The organism is Burkholderia sp. Bp8994, assembly GCF_003853805.1.
In the GTDB taxonomy this organism is placed as follows: Bacteria; Pseudomonadota; Gammaproteobacteria; order Burkholderiales; family Burkholderiaceae; genus Burkholderia.
Genome location: NZ_QTQH01000016.1, coordinates 153,327 through 174,715, shown reverse-complemented (window position 1 = coordinate 174,715; position 21,389 = coordinate 153,327). Strand labels below are relative to the sequence as shown.

Annotated in this window: 18 protein-coding genes and 2 tRNA genes; 7 read left to right on the top strand and 13 right to left on the bottom strand. The window is 66.2% G+C overall.

The genetic code is table 11. The features are described from left to right. The 6 genes from DIE04_RS19415 to tig form a co-directional block, all read right to left on the bottom strand. Positions 1-77 (bottom strand) — tRNA-Asp (locus DIE04_RS19415). A 23-nt stretch (positions 78-100) separates the two neighbouring features. Beyond that, positions 101-176 (bottom strand) — tRNA-Val (locus tag DIE04_RS19410). A 205-nt stretch (positions 177-381) separates the two neighbouring features. Further along, positions 382-2,805 (bottom strand): endopeptidase La, encoded by a 2,424-nt coding sequence (gene lon / locus DIE04_RS19405; RefSeq protein ID WP_044843675.1) that lies wholly within the window; start codon positions 2,803-2,805, stop codon positions 382-384. 197 nt (positions 2,806-3,002) lie between these two features. Beyond that, complete coding sequence (gene clpX / locus DIE04_RS19400) at positions 3,003-4,274, bottom strand: ATP-dependent Clp protease ATP-binding subunit ClpX (protein ID WP_006754177.1); 1,272 nt, start codon at positions 4,272-4,274, stop codon at positions 3,003-3,005. 164 nt (positions 4,275-4,438) lie between these two features. Continuing rightward, a complete protein-coding gene (clpP, locus tag DIE04_RS19395) occupies positions 4,439-5,092 on the bottom strand; it encodes an ATP-dependent Clp endopeptidase proteolytic subunit ClpP (protein WP_006496351.1) in 654 nt (217 codons plus the stop codon). Positions 5,093-5,232: 140 nt separating this feature from the next. Next, positions 5,233-6,579, bottom strand: a complete 1,347-nt coding sequence (gene tig, locus DIE04_RS19390) for a trigger factor (RefSeq protein WP_044843676.1) — start codon at positions 6,577-6,579, stop codon at positions 5,233-5,235. A gap of 375 nt (positions 6,580-6,954) precedes the next feature. Here tig and DIE04_RS19385 point away from each other — a divergent pair, with 375 nt between their 5' ends. Both DIE04_RS19385 and DIE04_RS19380 read left to right on the top strand, forming a co-directional pair. Then, positions 6,955-8,100 carry a glycerate kinase gene (locus tag DIE04_RS19385; protein ID WP_124520061.1) on the top strand — a complete coding sequence of 382 codons (1,146 nt, stop codon included), beginning with the start codon at positions 6,955-6,957 and terminating at the stop codon, positions 8,098-8,100. Positions 8,101-8,162: 62 nt separating this feature from the next. Then, positions 8,163-8,612, top strand: a complete 450-nt coding sequence (locus tag DIE04_RS19380) for a MarR family winged helix-turn-helix transcriptional regulator (protein WP_124486232.1) — start codon at positions 8,163-8,165, stop codon at positions 8,610-8,612. A 229-nt stretch (positions 8,613-8,841) separates the two neighbouring features. Here the strand turns inward: DIE04_RS19380 and DIE04_RS19375 are convergent, their stop codons facing one another. After that, positions 8,842-9,840 carry a 2-dehydropantoate 2-reductase gene (locus DIE04_RS19375; RefSeq protein ID WP_124520059.1) on the bottom strand — a complete coding sequence of 333 codons (999 nt, stop codon included), beginning with the start codon at positions 9,838-9,840 and terminating at the stop codon, positions 8,842-8,844. A gap of 101 nt (positions 9,841-9,941) precedes the next feature. Further along, on the bottom strand, positions 9,942-11,087 hold the full coding sequence (locus DIE04_RS19370) for a helix-turn-helix transcriptional regulator (protein WP_124486230.1): 1,146 nt from the start codon (positions 11,085-11,087) through the stop codon (positions 9,942-9,944). A gap of 302 nt (positions 11,088-11,389) precedes the next feature. On the opposite strand from DIE04_RS19370, the gene DIE04_RS19365 reads away from it, so the two are divergent. The 4 genes from DIE04_RS19365 (at position 11,390) to DIE04_RS19350 (ending at position 15,133) form a co-directional block, all read left to right on the top strand. Beyond that, positions 11,390-12,436: a porin gene (locus DIE04_RS19365; protein ID WP_124486229.1), complete on the top strand. Its 1,047-nt coding sequence runs from the start codon at positions 11,390-11,392 to the stop codon at positions 12,434-12,436. A gap of 22 nt (positions 12,437-12,458) precedes the next feature. After that, a complete protein-coding gene (locus DIE04_RS19360; RefSeq protein ID WP_124520057.1) occupies positions 12,459-13,679 on the top strand; it encodes an MFS transporter in 1,221 nt (406 codons plus the stop codon). A 16-nt stretch (positions 13,680-13,695) separates the two neighbouring features. After that, a complete protein-coding gene (locus DIE04_RS19355; protein WP_124520055.1) occupies positions 13,696-14,805 on the top strand; it encodes a class II histone deacetylase in 1,110 nt (369 codons plus the stop codon). A gap of 97 nt (positions 14,806-14,902) precedes the next feature. Then, a complete protein-coding gene (locus DIE04_RS19350) occupies positions 14,903-15,133 on the top strand; it encodes a hypothetical protein (protein ID WP_044843684.1) in 231 nt (76 codons plus the stop codon). A 92-nt stretch (positions 15,134-15,225) separates the two neighbouring features. Here DIE04_RS19350 and DIE04_RS19345 read toward each other — a convergent pair whose 3' ends face one another. After that, positions 15,226-15,519, bottom strand: coding sequence for a hypothetical protein (locus DIE04_RS19345; RefSeq protein ID WP_124520053.1), 294 nt, complete (start codon positions 15,517-15,519; stop codon positions 15,226-15,228). Positions 15,520-16,103: 584 nt separating this feature from the next. On the opposite strand from DIE04_RS19345, the gene DIE04_RS19340 reads away from it, so the two are divergent. Then, the gene (locus DIE04_RS19340; protein WP_124573249.1) at positions 16,104-16,916 is read left to right on the top strand and encodes a hypothetical protein; all 813 of its coding nucleotides are present in this window, start codon (positions 16,104-16,106) and stop codon (positions 16,914-16,916) included. Here the strand turns inward: DIE04_RS19340 and DIE04_RS19335 are convergent. The 4 genes from DIE04_RS19335 to DIE04_RS19320 are packed head-to-tail and all read right to left on the bottom strand — an operon-like array spanning position 16,852 to position 21,278. Further along, positions 16,852-17,373, bottom strand: coding sequence for a hypothetical protein (locus tag DIE04_RS19335; protein WP_124573247.1), 522 nt, complete (start codon positions 17,371-17,373; stop codon positions 16,852-16,854). The genes DIE04_RS19340 and DIE04_RS19335 overlap by 65 nt on opposite strands. A 13-nt stretch (positions 17,374-17,386) precedes the next feature. Continuing rightward, on the bottom strand, positions 17,387-18,730 hold the full coding sequence (locus tag DIE04_RS19330) for a hypothetical protein (RefSeq protein ID WP_185500382.1): 1,344 nt from the start codon (positions 18,728-18,730) through the stop codon (positions 17,387-17,389). After that, a complete protein-coding gene (locus tag DIE04_RS19325) occupies positions 18,727-20,286 on the bottom strand; it encodes a hypothetical protein (protein WP_124573243.1) in 1,560 nt (519 codons plus the stop codon). The genes DIE04_RS19330 and DIE04_RS19325 overlap by 4 nt, the downstream gene beginning before the upstream one ends. Then, positions 20,286-21,278, bottom strand: coding sequence for a hypothetical protein (locus DIE04_RS19320; protein ID WP_124573241.1), 993 nt, complete (start codon positions 21,276-21,278; stop codon positions 20,286-20,288). Before DIE04_RS19320 ends, DIE04_RS19325 begins: the two co-directional genes overlap by 1 nt. Positions 21,279-21,389: the final 111 nt, after the last annotated feature.

Genomic DNA, 21,389 nt, shown 5'->3' with positions numbered 1-21,389 from the left:
TGGCGGAGCGGACGGGACTCGAACCCGCGACCCCCGGCGTGACAGGCCGGTATTCTAACCGACTGAACTACCGCTCCTTGGTCTGGCTGAATCGTGAAACTGGTGGGTGCTGAGGGGTTCGAACCCCCGACCTACGCCTTGTAAGGGCGCCGCTCTACCAGCTGAGCTAAGCACCCGTTTCCGATTCGTTCTGGCTGCGATCTGCGTTTCGGCATCAACAACCAGCGAGCCCGCAAGTTTAATTCATCCCCGATCATTTTGCCAAGCCCATGCGCAAAAATTTTTAACGCGCGACGCTACACACGATCCCGACGCGCATAAAAAAACCCGCGGACTCGCCGCGGGTTTCGCGAACCACCGTCAGCGACGGCGTTCAGGTTCTCAGTGCTTCACGACTTCCGTCGAACCGGCATCCTTGGCCGCCTCGCCGACCGGTGCCGCAGCCTTCGCCTCTTCTTCCGGCGGCAGCGGGGTCGGCGTACGTTCGAGCGCGAGCTCGAGCACCTTGTCGATCCAGCGGACCGGCACGATCTCGATCGCGTTCTTCACGTTGTCCGGAATGTCCGCGAGATCCTTCACGTTCTCTTCCGGGATCAGCACGAGCTTGATGCCGCCGCGATGCGCAGCCAGCAGCTTTTCCTTCAGCCCGCCGATCGGCAGCACTTCGCCACGCAGCGTGATCTCGCCCGTCATCGCGACATCGGCACGCACGGGAATGCCCGTCAGCACCGACACCAGCGCGGTCGTCATCGCACCGCCGGCGGACGGACCGTCCTTCGGCGTCGCGCCTTCCGGCACGTGGATGTGGATGTCCTGCTTCTCGAACGCTTCGTCCTTGATGCCCAGACGCCGCGAACGCGAGCGCACGACCGAACGTGCGGCCTCGACCGACTCCTTCATCACGTCGCCGAGCGAACCCGTGCGAATCACGTTGCCCTTGCCCGGCATCACCGCGGCTTCGATCGTCAGCAGGTCGCCGCCGACTTCCGTCCACGCGAGGCCCGTCACCTGACCGACCTGGTTTTCCTTCGCCGCGAGGCCGAAGTCGTACTTGCGCACGCCGAGGAACGTATCGAGGTTCTCGCCGTCGACCTTGATCGCGCCCGATGCCTTCTTCAGCAGCAGCATCTTCACGACCTTGCGGCAGATCTTCGACACTTCCCGCTCGAGCGAACGCACACCGGCTTCGCGCGTGTAGTAGCGGATGATGTCGCGGATCGCCTGCTCGGTGACCTCGATCTCGCCGTCCTTCAGACCGTTGTTCTTCTTCTGCTTCGGCAGCAGGTAACGCTGCGCGATGCTGACCTTCTCGTCTTCCGTGTAGCCCGACAGACGAATCACTTCCATCCGGTCGAGCAGCGGCGGCGGGATGTTCAGCGAGTTCGACGTCGCGACGAACATCACGTCCGACAGGTCGAAGTCGACCTCGATGTAGTGGTCGGCGAACGTGTGGTTCTGTTCCGGATCGAGCACTTCGAGCAGCGCCGACGACGGATCGCCGCGGAAATCCATGCCCATCTTGTCGACTTCGTCGAGCAGGAAGAGCGGATTGCGCACGCCGACCTTCGCGAGGCTCTGCAGGATCTTGCCCGGCATCGAGCCGATGTACGTGCGGCGGTGACCGCGGATCTCGGCTTCGTCACGCACGCCGCCGAGCGCCATCCGGACGAACTTGCGGTTCGTCGCGCGAGCGATCGACTGGCCGAGCGAGGTCTTGCCGACGCCCGGAGGCCCGACGAGGCACAGGATCGGCGCCTTGACCTTGTCCACGCGCTGTTGCACCGCGAGGTACTCGAGAATGCGTTCCTTCACCTTCTCGAGGCCGAAGTGATCCTCGTCGAGCACCTGCTCGGCGTTCGACAGATCGTTGTTGACCTTGCTCTTCTTGCGCCACGGCAGGCCGATCAGCGTGTCGATGTAGTTGCGCACGACGGTCGCTTCCGCCGACATCGGCGACATCAGCTTCAGCTTCTTGAGCTCGGCGTCGGCCTTCTTCTTCGCTTCCTTCGGCATGCGCGCGGCGTTGATGCGCTTCTCGAGTTCCTCGAGATCCGCGCCCTCTTCGCCTTCGCCCAGTTCCTTCTGGATCGCCTTGACCTGTTCGTTCAGGTAGTACTCGCGCTGGCTCTTTTCCATCTGGCGCTTCACGCGCCCGCGGATGCGCTTCTCGACCTGCAGGATGTCGATCTCGGCTTCGAGCTGCGCGAGCAGGTGCTCGAGGCGCTCGATGACCGGGAACATCTCGAGGATGTGCTGCTTCTGGTCGAGCTTCAGCGGCAGACGCTCGGCGATCATGTCCGCGAGACGGCCGGCTTCGTCGATGCCGGACAGCGACGTGAGAATCTCCGGCGGGATCTTCTTGTTCAGCTTCACGTACTGGTCGAACTGCGACACGATCGCGCGGCGCAGCGCTTCCGTTTCAGCGCTGTCGGCGTGATCGGGCTCGAGCGGCATCACTTCGCAGGAGAACTGCGTCTCCTGTTCTTCGATCGACAACGCCTTCGCGCGCTGCAGGCCCTCGACGAGCACCTTCACGGTGCCGTCCGGCAGCTTCAGCATCTGCAGGATGTTGGCGATACAGCCGACCTCGTACATGTCCTTTTCGGTCGGTTCGTCCTTGGCCGCGGTTTTCTGGGCGACGAGCATGATGTGCTTGCCGCCTTCCATCGCTGCTTCGAGGGCCTTGATCGATTTCGGCCGGCCCACGAAGAGCGGAATGACCATGTGCGGGAAAACGACGACGTCCCGCAGCGGCAGCAGCGGGAGCGTGATGCGTTCCGGCGGGAGAAGTTGGGTGCCTGACATTTCATTTCCCCATGAGTGGAATCAATTGTTCGGTAATTGAGGCCGCCACAACGAATTGCAAGCCTTCAAGTGCGGGAAATATTCGGTAAGAAAGTAACCACCGCGTGTCGAGTCAGAGTTACCCACAAGATAAACGAAAAAAAGCCGCCCACGATCTCATGAACGGCCTTTTTCGCAGAACATCGTCGGCAAGCCGGTCAGTTCGAACCCGCCACCTTCGGCGTGTCCTCATAGATCAGCAGGGGTTTGCCGTCGCCATCGATCACGTTCTCGTCGATGATGACCTTGCTGACCCCTTTCATCGCCGGCAGCTCGTACATCACGTCGAGCAGCGCCTGTTCGATGATCGAACGCAAGCCGCGCGCGCCGGTCTTGCGGCGGATCGCCTTGCGGGCGACTGCCTGCAACGCGCCCGGCCGGATTTCCAGCTCGACGCGCTCCATCGCGAACAGCTTGTGATACTGCTTGACGAGCGCGTTCTTCGGCTCGACCAGGATCTTCATCAGCGCGGCTTCATCGAGCTTGCCGAGCGTCGCGACCACCGGCAGACGGCCGATCAATTCGGGGATCAGACCGAATTTGATCAGGTCTTCCGGTTCCGTTTCGCGCAGCACTTCGCCCGCGTCGCGTTCCTGCTTGCTCTTGACCGTCGCGCCGAAGCCGATGCCCGTCTTTTCGGTGCGATCGGTGATCACCTTCTCGAGGCCGTCGAACGCGCCGCCGCAGATGAACAGGATGTTGGTCGTGTCGACCTGGATGAAATCCTGGTTCGGATGCTTGCGGCCACCCTGCGGCGGCACCGACGCCATCGTGCCCTCGACGAGCTTCAGCAGCGCCTGCTGGACGCCCTCGCCCGACACGTCGCGCGTGATCGACGGGTTGTCCGACTTGCGGCTGATCTTGTCGATTTCGTCGATGTAGACGATCCCGCGCTGGGCCTTGTCGACCTCGTAGTTGCAGTTCTGCAACAGCTTCTGGATGATGTTCTCGACGTCCTCGCCGACGTAGCCGGCTTCGGTCAGCGTCGTCGCATCGGCGATCACGAACGGCACGTTCAGCAACCGCGCGAGCGTCTGCGCGAGCAGCGTCTTGCCGGAGCCCGTCGGGCCGATCAGCAGGATGTTGCTCTTCGACAGCTCGACGTCGTCCTTCTTGTCGAGATGCTTCAGGCGCTTGTAGTGGTTGTACACGGCCACCGCGAGGATCTTCTTCGCACGCTCCTGGCCGATCACGTACTGATCGAGGATGTCGCGAATTTCCTGCGGGCTCGGCAGATCCGACCGGGACAGGCTGGCCTCGACGCCGGCGGCAGCCGCCTCGTCGCGAATGATCTCGTTGCAGAGGTCGATGCACTCATCGCAGATGAATACCGACGGGCCCGCGATGAGTTTCTTCACCTCATGCTGGCTCTTCCCGCAAAACGAGCAATACAACAGCTTCTCGCTGTTCGAACCTTTTTTGTCCGCCATGAATGTAGAGCCTCCGGACAGGTAGATGACATGATACGCCGAATGCTCCGAACGCCGCGCCTAGGGCGCGACCGGAGTCGGCTGGATGCGCTTGCCGCAGATGCTCAGGGCACTCGGGACGTTGCAGGGGCGCCGCGCAAATCGGGGCGGCACCCCACTTAAGCTCACGGGCGCTTCAGCAGCACCTGATCGATCAGCCCGTAAGCCTTCGCGTCCTCGCTCGACATGAAGTTATCACGGTCGGTGTCGCGCGCGATGCGCTCCACGTCCTGGCCCGTATGCTGCGCGAGCAGGTTGTTCAGCCGTTCCTTCAGGTAGAGGATCTCGCGTGCCTGGATCTCGATGTCGGACGCCTGGCCGCGTGCGCCGCCGAGCGGCTGGTGAATCATCACGCGCGAGTTCGGCAGCGCGAAGCGCTTGCCCTTCGCGCCCGACGCGAGCAGGAATGCGCCCATGCTGGCCGCGAGACCCATGCACAGCGTCGACACGTCCGGCTTGATGAACTGCATCGTGTCGTAGATCGCCATGCCGGCCGACACCGAGCCGCCCGGGCTGTTGATGTAGAGGCTGATGTCCTTGTCGGGATTCTCGCTCTCGAGGAACAGCAATTGCGCGACCACGAGGTTGGCGGTCTGGTCGTTCACTTCGCCGACCATGAACACCAGGCGCTCCTTCAGGAGACGCGAATAGATATCGTACGAACGCTCGCCGCGGCCGCTCGTTTCGACGACGATCGGCACCAGCCCCAGCGCTTGCGCCTCGAAACCCTGCGGCGCGTTCGAAGCAAGCATGTCCAGCAATTCAGCGCGAGTGATCATTCAATGAACCTTGTTCGAATGGAAAATTGAACGGAGGGAAGCCGCCCGCTCAATCGCCATATTAATGGCAACCGTGCGCTTGACGTAAAAACGGCGTGCGGGCCGTCGCTCCGACAGCCGGCACGCCGCTAGAGCAACACTTACGCTTGCGCCGATGCGCTCGCGAGTGCCTCGAAGCTCACTTCCTTGTCCGTCACCTTTGCCTTGCCCAGCACGAAGTCGACGACGTTGCTTTCAACGACGAACGCTTCCATCTCGGCGAGGCGCTGCTGGTTCGAATAATACCAGCGGACCACTTCCTTCGGGTCTTCGTAGCTCTTCGCGAACTCGTCGACTTCCGCGCGGATCTGTTCCGGCTTCGCTTCGAGGCCGTTCGACTTCACGAGCTCGGCCAGCACGAGGCCCAGCTTCACGCGACGCTCCGCCTGCTCGGCGAACATCTCGGCCGGGATCGGTGCGTCCTTCGCGTTCGGCACGCCGCGCTGCGCCAGATCCTGGCGAGCCATTTCGACGAGACGTTGCTGGTCTTGTTCGATCAGGGCCTTCGGCACGTCGAGTTCGGAAATCTTCAGCAGCGCGTCCATCACCTGGTTCTTGACGATGGCTTGCGTGCGACGCTTCGCTTCGCGCTCGAGGTTTTCCTTGATTTCGGCGCGCATCTTCGTCAGGTCGCCGTCTTCGATGCCGAGCGACTTCGCGAATTCGGCGTCGATTTCCGGCAGGTGCGGCCATTCGATCTTCTTCATCGTGACCGTGAATTGCGCCGTCTTGCCCGCCACGTCCTTGCCGTGGTAGTCGTCCGGGAACTTCAGCTCGAACGTGCGCTGTTCGCCGGCCTTCAGGCCGAGCGCCGCCGTTTCGAATTCCGGCAGCATGCGGCCTTCGCCGAGCACGAACGGGAAGTCTTCGGCCGTGCCGCCCTGGAACGCGACGTCGTCGATCTTGCCGACGAAGTCGACCGTCACGCGGTCGCCGTTCTTCGCTGCGGTGTCCTCACCGCCGTCGCCGTGCTCGCCGGCTTCGCCACGAGCGTGGTAGTGCACGCGCTGCTTGCGCAGGATGTCCAGCGTGCGGTCGATTTCGGCGTCGCCGATCGACGTCGTCGAGCGCTCGACTTCAGCCGTCGCCAGATCGCCGATCTTCACTTCCGGGTAGACCTCGAACGTCGCGTCGAACGCGTACGCATCTTCAGCCTGTTCCTGCTTCGGCTCGAAGCTCGGCTGGCCGGCGACGCGCAGGTTTTCCGCGCGGCTGATCGTGAAGAATTCCTGGCCGATCTTGTCGCTCAGCACTTCCGCCTCGACCTGACCCGAGTATTGCTGGGCGACCATCTTCAGCGGCACCTTGCCCGGGCGGAAACCCGGCATGCGAACGTTCTTCGCGAGTTTCTGGATACGGGCGTCGATTTCCTTCTGCACGGTGTCCTTCGGCAGGGAAATCGTCACGCGGCGTTCAAGCTTGCCGAGGTTCTCAACAACGTTAGCCATGGCTTCAATCGTCCTAAAATTATTCGAGCGAATCGGGTTTTCCTTGCCGTGCCTGCCTGCGGCGTGAGGTGCGTCTCACGCACACGCCGCGCCGGAGCGCCACGCCATCCCTGCACGCGCCGGATGGCTAGCGCAAGCGGCTCGGAGCACGGCTTTGGCCGGAAGAATCGACTATTCTAGCAAACAATCTTCCTCATACCGCCAGATCGGCACGACAACCGTGCGCACCCGCGGTGCCGCCCGCTCCCGCGCGCGGATCGCCGCTATGCCGAACGCCGTATCCACCGCGGGCCCACCATCCTGTAAGCTCCGATTGAAGGTACGCCGCGGCCGCGGCCGCCATTCTTCACACCAATCACGCCTTCCGGAGACACCATGCCGCAACACCCGTCCGCGCCTGTCGTCGTCATCGCGCCCGATTCGTTCAAAGGCTCGCTTTCCGCCGAGCAGGTCGCGGACGCGATCGCCACCGGCATCCGCCGCGCCCGGCCCGATGCGGTCGTGCGCCGCTGCCCGATGGCCGACGGCGGCGAAGGCACGCTCGACGCGATGCTGGCGGGCGGCGGCACGCGGCGCACGCTGCAGGTGGCCGGCGCGTCGCTCGCCGCACGCGATGCGGCGGTCGGCGTGATCGACGCGCGCACCGCGATCGTCGAGACTGCCGAGATCGTCGGCATTACCGATGCGGTCGGCATGAGCGTGCCGGTCGACGCGCGCAGCACGCGCGGCATGGGCGAAGCGATCCGCACGCTGCTCGACGAGGGCGTGCGCCGCTTCTTCGTCGCGCTCGGCGGCAGCAGCACCAACGACGCGGGCGCAGGGTTGCTCGCGGGCCTCGGCCTGCAATGCTTCGACGCGGCCGGCCAGCCGGTCGAACCCGTGCCGGCACGACTCGCCGACATCGCGCGGATCGACGCGGCGGGGCTCGATCCGCGCCTGCAGGACGCGGAATTCATCGGCATGTCCGACGTCGACAACCCGCTGACGGGCGCGCATGGCGCAACCGCGGTGTTCGGTCCGCAAAAGGGCGTGACGCCCGCGCAGGTCGCGACCCTCGACGCCGCGCTCGGCCATTTCGCCGACCTGCTCGAGACCGCGCTCGACCGGCGCTGCCGCGACCTGGCCGGTGCCGGCGCCGCGGGCGGCCTCGGCTTCGCGCTGCACATGCTCGGCGCGCAGTTCGAAGCCGGCGCGGAAGTCGTCGCGCGGCAGGTCGGGCTCGATGCGGCACTGGCCGGCGCCGACTGGCTGATCACCGGCGAAGGCCGCTCCGACGTGCAGACGCTGCACGGCAAGGCGCCGTTCATCGCGTGCCGCCACGCGCGGGTCGCGGGCGTGCCCGCGTCGCTGCTGTCGGGCGCGGTCGACCCGGCCGCACTGCCGCGCCTGTCCGAACACTTTTCCGGCTGCTTCTCGCCGGCGCCCGGCCCGATCACGCTCGACGTCGCGATCCGCGACGCGGCGAACCTGCTCGCGAACGAAGCGGAACAGTTGACACGGCTGAAGTACGGCGCACACTGACCGTTGACCCGAGCGCGCGATACAGGAACAATCGGGCCCGCCCTTTTTCTTCAGGATTCGACATGAAAGGCCGACAAGCCGGGCTCGACCAGTTTCTGACCTATCGCCTCCATGCGCTCGCGAAGCGATCCGACCGCGGGATCGCCGACGTGTACCGGCACAAGCTGGACATCTCGCTGCCCGAGGCGCGCGTGATCGCCGCCGTCGGCGCCTTCGGTCCGTTTTCGATCATGGATCTCGCGCGCCACACCAATCTCGACAAGAGCCAGGCGAGCCGCGCGGCGGAAGCGCTGCTGCGCCAGGGGCTGCTCGAGCGAAGCGCGAGCGAGGAGGATGGCCGGATCGTGCTGATCGCGCTGACCACCGACGGCCGCGCGCTGCATCGCAAGATCATGCCGATCGTGCGCAAGTGGAATGAAGGCTTGCTCGCGTGCCTGTCCGACAGCGAGCGCCAGACGTTCGAGCGGCTGCTCGACAAGGTGGTCGCGAGCGCGATCGAACGCGACGACTGAACCGCTTGGCGGGCGTAGTCGGCGCCGCCCCTATCGCGAAGGTGCGGCATGGGCTGCAATCGCTGCGGCCGCGCACATGTTTCAGGCGCCTGCCGCTTTACCCGGATTTATTCGGATGAATCCCGCGGGCCGCCCGAGTCGCGCAAGCGTGGGCGGCGGCCCGGGCGACCGCTCGCCGTTTCGTCATTCTTCCCTGCATGCCGGCCATCGCCGCCGCGCTCTCCCTCCGCTACAGCCCGCTGTTCGCCGCACGCTGACGCAGCAACCCCAGCACCGCGTCGCAATACGGCGTCGGCACGCCGAGCTTGCGCCCCAGTTCAGGAAACACGCCGAGGATCGGCCCGATTTCCAGCGGCCGCCCGGCCTCGAAATCCTGCAGCATCGATGTCTTGAACGCGCCGAGCTTGCGCGTCACGGCAATCCGCTCCGGCCCGCTCATCCCCGCATCGAGGCCGAGCTTCGCGCCGATCGCGGCCGCCTCCTCCATCATCCGCAACGCGAGATCCCGCGTGAACGGATCGTCGAGCAGCTGCTCGGCGGTCGACCCCGTCAGCGCGCTCAACGGATTCATGTTCATGTTGCCCCACAGCTTCGCCCAGATCTCGGTGCGGATCGCCGGCGTCGACTCGACGTCGAAGCCGCCCGCGGCAAGCGCCGCCGCGAACCGCGCGGTCGGCGCGGCGAGCCGATGGTCGGGCGAGCCGACGATCAGGCGGTTGCCGCGGCCGCGGCGCACGACACCCGGTGCATCGGTGCTCGACGACAGGTGCACGACGCAGCCGATCGCCTGTGCGGGCGGCAACGCCGCCGAGACTGCACCCGCCGGGTCGACCGCGTCGAGCGGCACGCCGTCGAGCGGGCCCGCGAGCCCGTGCGTGAACCACCACGGCAGCCCGTTCATCGCGGCGACGATCACCGTGCCGGGCCCGACCAGCGGCGCGATGCGCGCGGCCAGCGCCGGCAGCGCCTGCGCCTTCAGCGCGATCACCACGTAGTCCTGCACGCCGAGCGCAACCGCGTCGTCGCTCGCGCGCACCGGGACCGACGACATGACGCCCGCCTCGTCGATCACGCGCACGCCGTGCGTGTCCAGTGCATCGAGCGTCGCACCGCGCGCGAATGCGCTCACCGTCATGCCGGCCCGCGACAGCGCGGCCGCGAGCAACCCGCCGATCGCGCCGACACCGACCACCGCCACGCGCACCGACCCTGAATTCGTGTCGTTCATGATGGAAATCCGTCTACCGGGAGCTGACGAGCATAACGCTCAATGGTTGCGGATACAACCATTCGTGCCAGCACCCGCATGCCTGTGCCGGCACGAACGATTCAGCGCGCCGCGCCACCTGCCTCCACCGGCTCGTCGTCGGTCGGGCCGCCCGTCGCGCCGAGCACGCCGGCGATCTGGCTCTTGTCGTGCATGCCGAGCTTGCGGTACGCGCAGCGCAGGTAGTGACGCACGGTCGTCGGCGAAATCGCCATCTGCTGCGCGACCTCCTTGTGCGAACGGCCGGCACCGTAATAGCGGATCGCCGCCAGCTCTCGCGGACTCAGCCGGTCGAGCAGCGAGCGCGGCCGCGCCTCGATCTGGAACAGTCCCGCGACGGGCACGCACTGGATGCGCAACGCATCGCCGATGAACGGCTGGCCCGACTGGCGCCGCACGTGCGCGACCAGCGGCTCCGGTACGCGCGGGCCCGTCCACGCCGGCCATTCGGTGCGCAGCACGTCGTCGAAGCCGTGATCGGCGTGATGCAGCACGCCGAAGTTGTCGCACAGCGCGCGCGCCGCCGGCGCCACCGCGTCGCCGCGCTCGCGCGTGAGCTGCGCCGCGCGATTGATCGTCAGCGCGGCCGCCAGATGCGGGATCACTTCCTCGAAGCGGCTCGCGTCGTCGTCGCTGAACGGACGGTTCAGGCCCTGGCGGTAGATCGACATGAACGTCGTCAGCCCGAAGCGGCGGTCGAGCGTACACACGCACATCAGTTGCGCCAGCCCGTACTTCACGCACCAGTCGCGAAACCGCGCGTCGAACCCGGGCTCGACGACCGACAATCGCACCGCGCGACCGTGCGCGCCGAGCAGCGTGCGCTGCGCGAGCGGATCGCAGTCGCGCACGCGTTTCCAGTCGCTGAAGAACGCATGCGGCAGACGGTAGAGGAAACTGTTGTGCATCACGGGGCCGGTCGGCACGTGCGTCGCGACGCCGGTCCACGCGGCGTCGAACGGGATGAGCCCCTGCAGCAGCGAAAAGAAGCGGCACTCGAATTCGCCGATGCCCGACTGCGCGGCGAGCGCGTACAGATCGAGCAGCATCAGGCCGAGTTCGCGCCGCGCCGCGTCGCCGCGGGTCACGCCGTCGAAATCGGCGCGGCGCGGCGGCAGCGGCGGCCAGGCGGATTCCTCGAGCACGATCGCGGCCGGCACGTCGCGCAACGCGTCGAGATCCTGCCCGATATCCGTCGTGATCCTCACCTTCCGCTCCCCTGCCCGATCGGGCCGCTGATGCGCGCAACGCAGACCGGCCGATTATAGCGACCGGCATTTTTGGCGGGCGCCGCCGCCGGAGTACACGACAGCCCCATCCATTTGAACGGGACGCCGCCCGTTGCTGCCGCGCAGCACGCCGCGCCGCGGCGTCGCGGCGCGTCCATGCCGTGCACCGCGGGTTTTCCATACCGTTCATCTGCACGACTGTTCGCCGGTTTTCCCGCTGCGGACACTGCGTCGCGACAACACCAACGACAAACGATGCAGGACGGTATGGAGAACCCCACGTGATGACACCCCGCTTCATCCGCACGGCGACGGCCGCCGCTGCGCTCGCTGCGTGCAGCTTCGCCGCACACGCGCAATCGACCCTCACGCTGTACGGCGCGCTCGACGCCGGCGTGCAGTACCTGACGCATGCCGACGGACGGCACGCGGCCGTGCAGTTGCAGAACTACGGCATCCTGCCGTCGCAGGTCGGGCTCAAGGGCACCGAGGATCTCGGCGGCGGCTGGCGCGCGCTGTTCAAGCTCGAACAGGGTCTCAACATCAACGACGGCACCGCGACCGTCCCCGGCTACGCGTTCTTCCGCGGCGCGTACGTCGGCATCGCGGGGCCCGTCGGCACCGTCACGCTCGGCCGGCAGTTCAGCGTGCTGTTCGACAAGACGCTGTTCTACGACCCGCTGTGGTACGCGTCGTACAGCGGCCAGGGTGTGGTCGTGCCGATGAACGCGAACTTCATCGACCACTCGATCAAGTACCAGTCGCCGGCGTTCGCCGGCTTCGATGTCGAGGCCCTCGCCGCGACGGCCGGCGTCGCGGGCAATACGCGCGCGGGGCGCGTGCTCGAACTCGGCGGCCAGTACACGAGCAACGGGCTGTCGGTCAGCGCGGTGCTGCATCAGGCGCACGGCGACGCGTCGGCGGCGGGCGACGCGTCCGCGCGCCGCCGCGAGCTCGGCACGCTCGCCGCGCGTTATGCGTTCGCGACGCTGCCGCTCACCGTCTACGCGGGCGTCGAACGCCTGACCGGCGACCTCGATGCGGCGCGCACGATCGTCTGGGGCGGCGCGCGCTACCTGACGTCGGGCGGAATCGGGCTGAACGCGGGCGTCTACCACACCGATTCGCACACGCCGACGATCGGCCGCCCGACGCTGTTCATCGCGAGCACCACCTACGCGCTGTCGAAACGCACCGTCGCCTACCTGAACCTCGGTTATGCGCGCAACAGCGGCCAGAGTTCGCAGACCGTCTACGAATACGACCCGACACCGCTCGCCGGCGCATCGCAGTTCGGCGCGATGGTCGGCATGTACCACCTGTTCTGATTCCGTCCAGCGAGATTCCGCCATGAAAACCCTTTGCTCCACCGATGCAGCACTGCCGTCCGACGGCCGCGCGTCGCGGTTCGCGCGCTCGACGCTCGTCGCCCTCGTCGTGTTCGCGGCCATCACGCCGCTGCTGCTGCTCGTCGCGCCGGCCGTCGCCGGTCAGTTGGCGACACAGCTCGGGCTGTCCGCGTCGCAGATCGGCACCTACTTCTTCGTCGAACTCGGTGCGTTCAGCCTCGCGACCGTGCCGTCGTACCTGTGGCTCGGCCGTGTCGATGCGCGCCGCGTTGCCGCCTGCGCGATCGCGCTGTTCGGCGCGGGCAATCTCCTGACCGCGCTTTGGATGCCCGGCTTCGTCACGCTGCTCGCGTTGCGTGCCGTCACCGCGCTCGGCGGCGGCTCGCTGATGGTGCTCTGCATGACCAGTGCGGCCACGAGCGAGAACAGCGATCGCGTGTACGGCCTCTGGGTTGTCGGCCAGTTGATCGCCGGCGCGATCGGCCTGTTCGTGCTGCCACACGTGTTCGCCGGGTTCGGGCTGCGCGCGCTGTACGTCGCGCTGGCCGTGCTCGCGCTGCTTGCCGCGCCGCTGTCGCGCGGCTTTCCGGCGACGCTCGGTGCGCGGAGCGCGTCGGCGCGGGCCGCGCGCGGCGCTGCGACGAATACGCCGCAGCGCTTCGTCGCGCTCGCGATCGGTGCGGTGCTGACCTTCTATCTCGCGATCGGCAGCGTGTGGACCTTCGCGAGCCGCGCGGCAGCGGAAGCCGGACTCGATCCGCAAGCGACCGGCAACGTGCTCGCGATCGCGAGCGTGATGGGGATTGCCGGCGCGGCGCTCGCATCCTGCGCGGGCGGCCGGCTTGCGCGGCGCACGATGCTGGCCACCGGTTACGCGCTGCTCGCGGCGTCGCTCGTCGCACTCGCCGCGCTGCCGCATGCGCGCGGCTACAGCGCCGCGATCTTCGCGTTCAAGTTCGCGTGGACGTTCGTACTGCCGTTCATTCTCGCGACCGTCGCACAGATCGATACGTCCGGGCGCCTCGTCGCGACGCTCAATTTCGTGATCGGTACGGGCCTCGCGGCCGGCCCGCTGCTCGCCGGGCTGTTGCTCGATGCCGGCGGCACGATGCACGCGCTGTTCGCGGCCGCCACTGCCGTCGCGATCGCGTCGTTCGCCGCGCTGCGCCATATCGATCGCCGCGCGCGGATTGCCGCGGCTGCCATTTCCTCCCAACCGTGACAGGTCAAGCACATCCATGAATCGCACTGCCTTCTTCACCGACGAACGCACGTTCTGGCACACCGGCGGCACGCACGCGCTGTTCTTCCCGGTCGGCGGCTGGGTCCAGCCGCCATCGAGCACCGGCTACGCGGAATCGCCCGATTCGAAGCGCCGCTTCCTGTCGCTCGTGCAGGCGTCGGGCCTTGCCGCTCACCTCGACCTGCGCGGTGCCGCGCCGGCCACCACCGGCGATCTGCTGCGGATTCATCCGGCGAGCTATCTCGACGCGTTCCGCGCGCTCAGCGATGCGAACGGCGGCGACCTCGGCGATCTCGCGCCGTTCGGCAAAGGGAGCTACGAGATCGCCGCGCTGTCCGCCGGCCTCGCGATCGCGGCAGTCGACACGGTCGTCGGCGGGCATGCGGCCAACGCGTTCTCGCTGTCGCGCCCGCCCGGCCATCACTGCCTGCGCGATCGCCCGATGGGCTTCTGCCTGCTCGCGAACATCCCGATCGCGATCGAGGCCGCGCGCGCGAAGCATGCGATCGAGCGCGTCGCGGTGATCGACTGGGACGTGCATCACGGCAACGGCACGCAGTCGATCTACTACGACGATCCGGACACGCTGACGATCTCGCTGCACCAGGACCGCTGCTTTCCGCCCGGCTACAGCGGCGGCGACGAGCGCGGCGAAGGCGCGGGCGTCGGCGCGAACCTGAACGTGCCGCTGCTCGCGGGCAGCGGCGACGACGCGTATCGCCATGCGTTCGAGCGGATCGTGCTGCCGGCGCTGGAACGGTTCCGGCCGGAGCTGATCGTCGTCGCGAGCGGTCTCGATGCCAGCGCGGTCGACCCGCTCGCGCGCATGCAGTTGCATACCGACAGTTACCGGTACATGACGCGGGCGGTGAAGGAGGCGGCACGGCGCCACTGCGGCGGACGGCTCGTGATCGTGCACGAAGGCGGCTATTCGGAGGCTTACGTGCCGTTCTGCGGACTCGCGATCGTCGAGGAACTGGCCGGCATCCGCACCGAGGTCGCCGATCCGATGCTCGACCTCGCGATCGCGCAGCAGCCGGGCGAGCGGTTCGTCACGTTCCAGCGCGAGCTGCTCGACGAACTGGCCGCGTCGTTCGGGTTGTAACGCGCGCTCACCAACGAGATGGGGCCGGCCCTTGCGCGATCGGTGCGGATGGGGTTTCCTGTGCTTTTATACCTGCCAGGCCCGGGCCCCTCTTCAGATGAAATCGTCTCCGCGCGAACCCGACACCAACGACAAAGCGCGCCGCCAGCCTTCGAAGCTCGCCCTGAATATCGCCGCGGTGCTGGTCGGCCTCGTCACGTTCGCGATCGGCGTCGCGTGGTTGATCTATAGCTGGATCGTCGATCGCGAAGCGCAGTATTTCGCGATTCCGCTGGTGTTTTCGGTGCCGGTGATCGTGGCGGTCGCGGTGCGGAGTTTCTGGGACTAGGCGCGCGCCGAACGACAAAGCGCCGCGGTCGGTCGACGCGCGGCGCCTTTCATCAAATGCGGTAGCAATATTGGCGGTCCGCTCCCGGCCGCTCACAAGCCCGCGTGCCGACACGGGTTGGGAACCGCGCCCTGATACCCGCTGGCGAAACCCAGTGCGGAACCGAGCAGCGCCGTGCCGATCGATTTCAGGACGGTTTCGCCCGACAGCGACACCCCGCTCGAAATCAGCCGGCCCGAATAGGCCGAACACTCCGGGGAGGCTGCGCCGGTCTGCACGGACCTGGCGCTCCACGCGACGTTGTCGGCGGCCGTCGTGGCAGATGCCGGTACGGCCAGCGCGAGCGTGAGTACGGCAATCGATGTGTGTGCGATGTTCTTCTTCATGGACGGTCCTCGGCAGGGAGCACTGCGTACGGGAACTGTAATGAAGAGATGATACGCGCTACGCGACCCGAATTTCCGTGCGCTGGACAGGAGCCGTGTATCGGCGAAAATCGTCATCAACAAAAAAGCGCTGCCGGTCAGCCGACCGGCAGCGCTTTTTTTGAACGGTCCTGGGCGGAGCCCGTTCGACTTCATGGTGCTGAGGCCGGAGCCACACTAGAACCGTTCTGACTTTCTGCCATTGGGTTTCTGCGAGTTCGTCTTTTGCGGATGCCCCCACATATGCCCCCTTGCGTTCAAGCTGTCGATTTTGTGTCTCATCGGCACAACAAATCGGCGGCTTCCATCATCGCGCAAGGAGATCGTCATGGCAAAGAACCTCGTCGGGGCATTTCGTTTTTCGTTGGCTGTTGCCGTACTGCTCGCATGTGCCGCATGCGGCGGCGGTGACGACCCCGGTCCTCTTGTAGCACGCAACGCGACGGCCGGCGGACAAGTCGGTCCAGCACTCCGGCCTTGCGAAGCACCAGAGGCGCCCTGCCCGGCTTCGCAAGCTCAAGGCGGCCTCCGGAAGTGACGACGCAGTGAAGCTCTATTCGACCTCCGATACTGCCGGCTCGATCCGCAAGGCGTTCGCTGACTTCACTCACGTGCTCGTGAACCGCGGTTACACCACGATCAAGCCGGCATTCTTCAAGAGCGCATCGATCGCCGATCTCCCCGTCTACGTCTGGGCATGGTGGGATCGTGCAAGCGATGGGCAGCTGGCGAGGTGGCGAGACAACGGCGGTGTGTTGCTGGATCGCTACACGTATTCTGACCGTGCCGGCCCGGCTGACGTACTCGTCTTCGTGGAATGCCCGATGACCATGGACAGGCTGACACGCTCCTACGCGAATACGTCCGAATACGCCGTGATCCCAGTCCCGCATACCTGGCGCGTGCACGAGGAATGCATCGACCTCCGAACACCGAGAGTCGATGACCTGCGCACGATTTGGAGCGCATGCCGAGGACAGCGCATTACCGATGATCAGTTGGAGTCCAAGACTGGCATCCCGCGTCAGCGCGCTACCTACATGCGCAAGAGCCTCAAGCCCGTAGAGGAATGGGAAATGCGTCCACGGCTGGCACCGGACGCGCTCGGCTTGTCGCCCGCATGGGGCTGGATCGGATGCGGCCGCACGGAGCTGAAGAAAATTGTCCGAGAGGAAGGTCACAAGGCCGCCATCAAGGAGATGGCTCGCCTTGGACACATCTCGTTGACCAAGTGGCAGGTCTACAGGAACGACGAACCCGACTGGGAGTTCCTCGAGCGCAAGCGCAAAGTCGCTATTGCTGATCTTGCCGAAGTTCGATCACTCGTTGAGTCGCTTCACGACCATCTTCAAGCTTGACGACCGTCTGCCGGATCTCTTTGATCCGTGGTGCGTTCTGGTGGTAGAGCTGGTTCAACTCGGACAGCGCCAGGTCGATTTCTCGGTCTCCCACTGCGCGTTGCTCCCCGCCCCTGAGCGCAATTGCTGCTTGCAGCTTCACCTTCGCCATCGCGGCGCTATCTTTGTGATCCATCGTCGCGAGGCCATGAAGCTCCTCGAGACCGACTACCTTGTATGCGCGCGAGAGATCTGCGATGCGTGCCTCGAACTGCTCGCTGCTCATGCGGGAATATGCTGGATCGACCTTGATCTTCTCGATTGCCGCGGCGAATCCTTGGAGTTCGGTGGACGCACGGATGTACCCGTCCAACTCATGGGCGGTGCAGTCGAGCGTCGAGGCAGCCAGGAAGATGTCCCCCTTGGCTTCGGTCAGGGCGGTCTTGATCGATTCCTCGGAGATCAGGCCGGCGCGCATGGAGCGTCTCATCTCAGTAGCTCAGCCCTTTTGCGTATCCCATGGACTGCAGCTCGGGCAGCTGCTTCTTCAGCCGACCGACACCGATGTCGGTGCGGTAGAACGGACTGTTCGGGATCTTCACCTTCTTGATGGCACTGTACGCCGAGCGGCGCGCGCCGGTAATCGTCTCGCCGGTACCAGTCGCAATCAGCACGTAGTCGCCGGCTGTCACCGGGCCCGGCAAGTCCACGACCTTGCCGTTCACCTCGCGCGGCGCGACGCCCATCATCACCTCGGAGAAGTGCAGGTGCTCCATGTCCTCGGCGCCGTAGATCGGGATCCCGCACAGCTCCTTGTTCGTGATCTTCGAGTACGGGAAGTCGGGCAGCGCCATCAGCACCGAGATGCACACCTCGTCCATGCGGATCTTCAGCGTGTCGCGGCCCTGGATCTTGTCGGCCATCCACTGCGCGGGGTCGCCCTCGATCAGCGCGGTCAGGTTGTGGCGGATCGGCCAGCCGTCGCGCATTGTCCACTCGAGCGGATACGGGCCCTTCCCGTCGGTCGGGATCATGCAGTTCACGTCGACGTACCCGACGTACCCAATCCGCTTCAGGTGCTCCGTGGCGGGCTTCAGCACCTCGTCGGCAAGCTTCGATTGCCGGACGACGCGTACCGTGGTGCCCATCTCGCCGGTGTTCACGCCGAGGTCGCCGTTCATCAGTTTCTTATTTTCCCAGTTCTCTACCCAGCCGCGCGACCAGCCGTCGGGGCCGAAGAAGCCTCCCACGGCCATCTCGATGCCGCTGATCTTCTCCTGCAGGATGAAGCCGTCCTTGCGCGCCGCAGAGCGGTATTTGTCGATCTTGTTCCAGCGTCCTAGCATGTACACCATGTCGGCCGCGCTGTCGGCAACGTAGGACATCGCGCGCTCGCCATCACCGGACGGTTTCGACACGAACGCGTTGCCCTGCTTCTTCACGTACGCGATCGCCGACTCGTAGTCGTGGAACGTCTTGCCGGGAATGATCCGCATCCCGCACTCTTCCATGACTTTCTGCCCGACCTCGCGGTCGAGCTCCCACTCGACGGCCGCGAGGTTGCAGCCGTAGATCGGATACCCGATCCGGCGGTACGGCTCGAGCATCTCGAGGTAGCTGACGTTGTCCGGCGTATAGATCAGGTCGGCCCAGCCGAGCCACTTCCGGCGCAGCTCGTCATAGTCGCGGATCTTCGGCACGATGCCTTCGCCCGCGTGACGGTCGGTACCATCCGGGCGCGGCTTGTCGTACCAGAGGACCTGATGCCCCCACTCCTGGCAGCGCATCAGCCAATCGAGGCAGTTCGAACCGACGTCGATCGCCAGAATTCTCATGGGGCAGGCGGCCGCTGAAGGAGTTGTTCGGTGATGGCAGGACCGGCACGGTTGTACAGGTTCGCGGCGGCCCATGGCGCCACAGCGGCAGCGGGGTTGACGCCGAGCCCCGCACCCCCTAGCACGCCGGCGACGATGCCGCGCTCGGCCGTGTTCGACGTCCCGGGCTCGCGCAGGAACAGCGAGCCGATGTCCGCCAGCTTGCCCAATTCGCCACCCTGGCCCATCGCCATCGCGCGCTTGCCGTACGCGTTCGACGTGACCGCTCCCATCAGCGCCTTCGGGCTGATGTTCCCGCCGGGCGACTTCGCCACGAGCGGCTCGATCGTCTTCCCCATCGCATACTGCCGGCGCGCCGCCGCGTAACGCGCCGCCTCGTCGGACGACAGCTGCGGCAGAAACGCGTCTTCGATTTCGCCCTGCAGGTCGCTCAGCGCGTGCCGCAGGTCGCCGTTAGACGTGCTGCGGATGGTCGACTTCAGCTTCGTCAGGTACGGCCGGAGCTTCGCCCCATCGAGCTGCCGCGCGGCCGACGTCGCCCCGCCACCGGAGAGCGCTTGGCGCGGGCCGGCCAAGGCTTCCAGATCGTCGATATACCCCTGAACCACGCCCTGCACTTCCGGCAGCTGGTTGCCCTTTGCGCGCTGCAGGCGATTCAGGAATGCGTTGTCGATCGGGATGCTGTGCGCAGCCGTAATCGCGTCGATCTCGGTCCCCGACTTCTTCATCGCGTTGGCGTACACCTGGCGCGTCAGCTTGTCGCCTTCGCCGCCGATCGCCTGGATCAAGCGCTGGTTGAATACGCGCTGGTTGGCGCCCGACGTCTCGCCGGAGAACGGCACGTCCGACGACAGTTGCCCGGCGATGCGCCCGAATTTGTTCTCGTACATCTGGTCCGGCCGGAAGCGGAATCCCATCTCGTGCGCCTCGCGCGCGAGCCGCAGCGTCTCGGGATCGACTTCCGGCAGCGCTCGAGCAGCGGCGCGCGCGGCACCACGGCCGACGGAGTTCGCACCAGCTCGAGCGGCGCCTGCCGCACCCTCACCGGTGGCCAGCACGCCGCGCGGCACTTCCGGGATCCGTGCGAGCATCGGCCCTTCCACGGGCAGACCCGCGAGCTTGCTGGCGTCCATCATCTGGCCGAGCGCCTCGACATCGTTCCGGCCGGCCTCGGTGCGCGGCTGATACGTCAGCTTGCTGGCCAGCGCGGCGCCGGCCCGGTCGCCTTCCTCGATGCCCTGCTGCGTGCCGTACTTGCCGCTCGTGAGCGTCTTGCCGATGCCATACGCGGCGCCCACGGGCGCGGCCAGCGCGCCGGTTGCGGCCGACAGGCCGGCCTCGCCGAGCCCGACCGCGCTCTTTCCCAGACCGAGCAGGCGCTCCGCGATGGTATCGGCGTGCTTCGACGCGGGGGTTGGCGTCGGTCCATCAGGCGGCAAGCGATCGAGAGGTGCGACCGCGCCGCGCGGTGCCGCCGGCGCAGCGCCGTACTTGTCCCACGGCCCCGTAGCGGAAGCTGCAGTGTCCTGCGCGTATTTTTCCCACGGGCCGGCCATTACATCTTCTCCCAGTTGCTTTGCTTCGACGGATCGCCGCCCTTGAACCGGTAACCGCCCTCGACCGTGCCGACCGCCGGCGCGCCTTCACCGCGGCCGGAAATGCGGGCCTTCTGCTGCGCCTGCACTTCGGTTGGCGCCTGGCGGGCCGCCGACATTTCCTTTTCCATCATCGACAACACCGCGTTCAGTTGCTCCGGCGTGCTCGCGGTGGACAGCAGTTCGCGTGCATGCTCCTTGTCGGACACCGTGGGCACGCCGGTCGGGCTGATCGCGCGCGCGTAGGCATTCACCGACGTGTTCAGCGCGGTGCCGAGCGCAACAACACGGGGATCGCCGGTACCGGTCTGGGCCGCCTGCATCGCGCGGTTCACGCCCGGAAACTCGGTGCGCGGCAGCGCAGCCGACGCTTCGCGCACGAGCGGGAAAGTCTTCTGCGCTTCCGCGACGGCCATGCCGATGTTCGCCGCGCGCGTGGCGCCCGTCCGCGCGGCCGCCTTCTCGCCCTGGAAGCCGGCGTTCGCGGCGGCGATATCCGCGCCGGTGCCGCCCGCCTCGCGTTCCTGGCGCATCACCTCACGGCGCAGCGCGATGATGTTCTTCGCGCCCTGCGCGCCGCGGCCGAGGTTCTGGTAGACCGACGTATCGCCCGCGCGTGCCTGTTCCGCCAGAAACTTCAGGTCTTCCGGCGAGAACTTCGCATCGTCTCCGTTGGCCATCGCGATCGACTGCCGGCGCAGCGCGATGGATTCAGCGCGCAACGCATTCGACTCGGCGCGCGCCTGCCGACGGTCTTCGCGGTTAAGCGCGTTGTCCTCGGCGCGTTGGCGCAGCGCATCGTAACGTTCCTGCAGCTGCGCGATCTGCAGCTGATGCTGGAACTGTTGCTGGATCTGCGCGGCTTGCTGTTTCGCCTGCGAGTCGAGGATCGGCGTCAGCTGCTGCAGGCCGGCCATCAGATCGGCGCCCGACAAGCCCTGGTCCTTCAGCACCTTGATCGCGCCGTCGAGCGACAGCGGTCCCGATGCTTGCTGAGTCGGGCCCGGAGCATTCGACGGCGGCGCGGGAATTTGCGGTGGCGTAGCCTGCGCAGGACTCCCCGC

Excerpts from the sequence above, each read along its gene's own strand:
- DIE04_RS19335 (WP_124573247.1), bottom strand. The coding sequence starts at position 17,373 with ATGCGCGCCGGCCTGATCTCCGAGGAATCGATCAAGACCGCCCTGACC.
- DIE04_RS19350 (WP_044843684.1), top strand. The coding sequence starts at position 14,903 with ATGAAATCGTCTCCGCGCGAACCCGACACCAACGACAAAGCGCGCCGC.
- clpX (WP_006754177.1), bottom strand. The coding sequence starts at position 4,274 with ATGGCGGACAAAAAAGGTTCGAACAGCGAGAAGCTGTTGTATTGCTCG.
- tig (WP_044843676.1), bottom strand. The coding sequence starts at position 6,579 with ATGGCTAACGTTGTTGAGAACCTCGGCAAGCTTGAACGCCGCGTGACG.
- DIE04_RS19330 (WP_185500382.1), bottom strand. The coding sequence starts at position 18,730 with ATGAGAATTCTGGCGATCGACGTCGGTTCGAACTGCCTCGATTGGCTG.
- DIE04_RS19380 (WP_124486232.1), top strand. The coding sequence starts at position 8,163 with ATGAAAGGCCGACAAGCCGGGCTCGACCAGTTTCTGACCTATCGCCTC.
- DIE04_RS19325 (WP_124573243.1), bottom strand. The coding sequence starts at position 20,286 with ATGGCCGGCCCGTGGGAAAAATACGCGCAGGACACTGCAGCTTCCGCT.
- DIE04_RS19345 (WP_124520053.1), bottom strand. The coding sequence starts at position 15,519 with ATGAAGAAGAACATCGCACACACATCGATTGCCGTACTCACGCTCGCG.
- DIE04_RS19375 (WP_124520059.1), bottom strand. The coding sequence starts at position 9,840 with ATGAACGACACGAATTCAGGGTCGGTGCGCGTGGCGGTGGTCGGTGTC.
- clpP (WP_006496351.1), bottom strand. The coding sequence starts at position 5,092 with ATGATCACTCGCGCTGAATTGCTGGACATGCTTGCTTCGAACGCGCCG.
- lon (WP_044843675.1), bottom strand. The coding sequence starts at position 2,805 with ATGTCAGGCACCCAACTTCTCCCGCCGGAACGCATCACGCTCCCGCTG.
- DIE04_RS19360 (WP_124520057.1), top strand. The coding sequence starts at position 12,459 with ATGAAAACCCTTTGCTCCACCGATGCAGCACTGCCGTCCGACGGCCGC.
- DIE04_RS19385 (WP_124520061.1), top strand. The coding sequence starts at position 6,955 with ATGCCGCAACACCCGTCCGCGCCTGTCGTCGTCATCGCGCCCGATTCG.
- DIE04_RS19355 (WP_124520055.1), top strand. The coding sequence starts at position 13,696 with ATGAATCGCACTGCCTTCTTCACCGACGAACGCACGTTCTGGCACACC.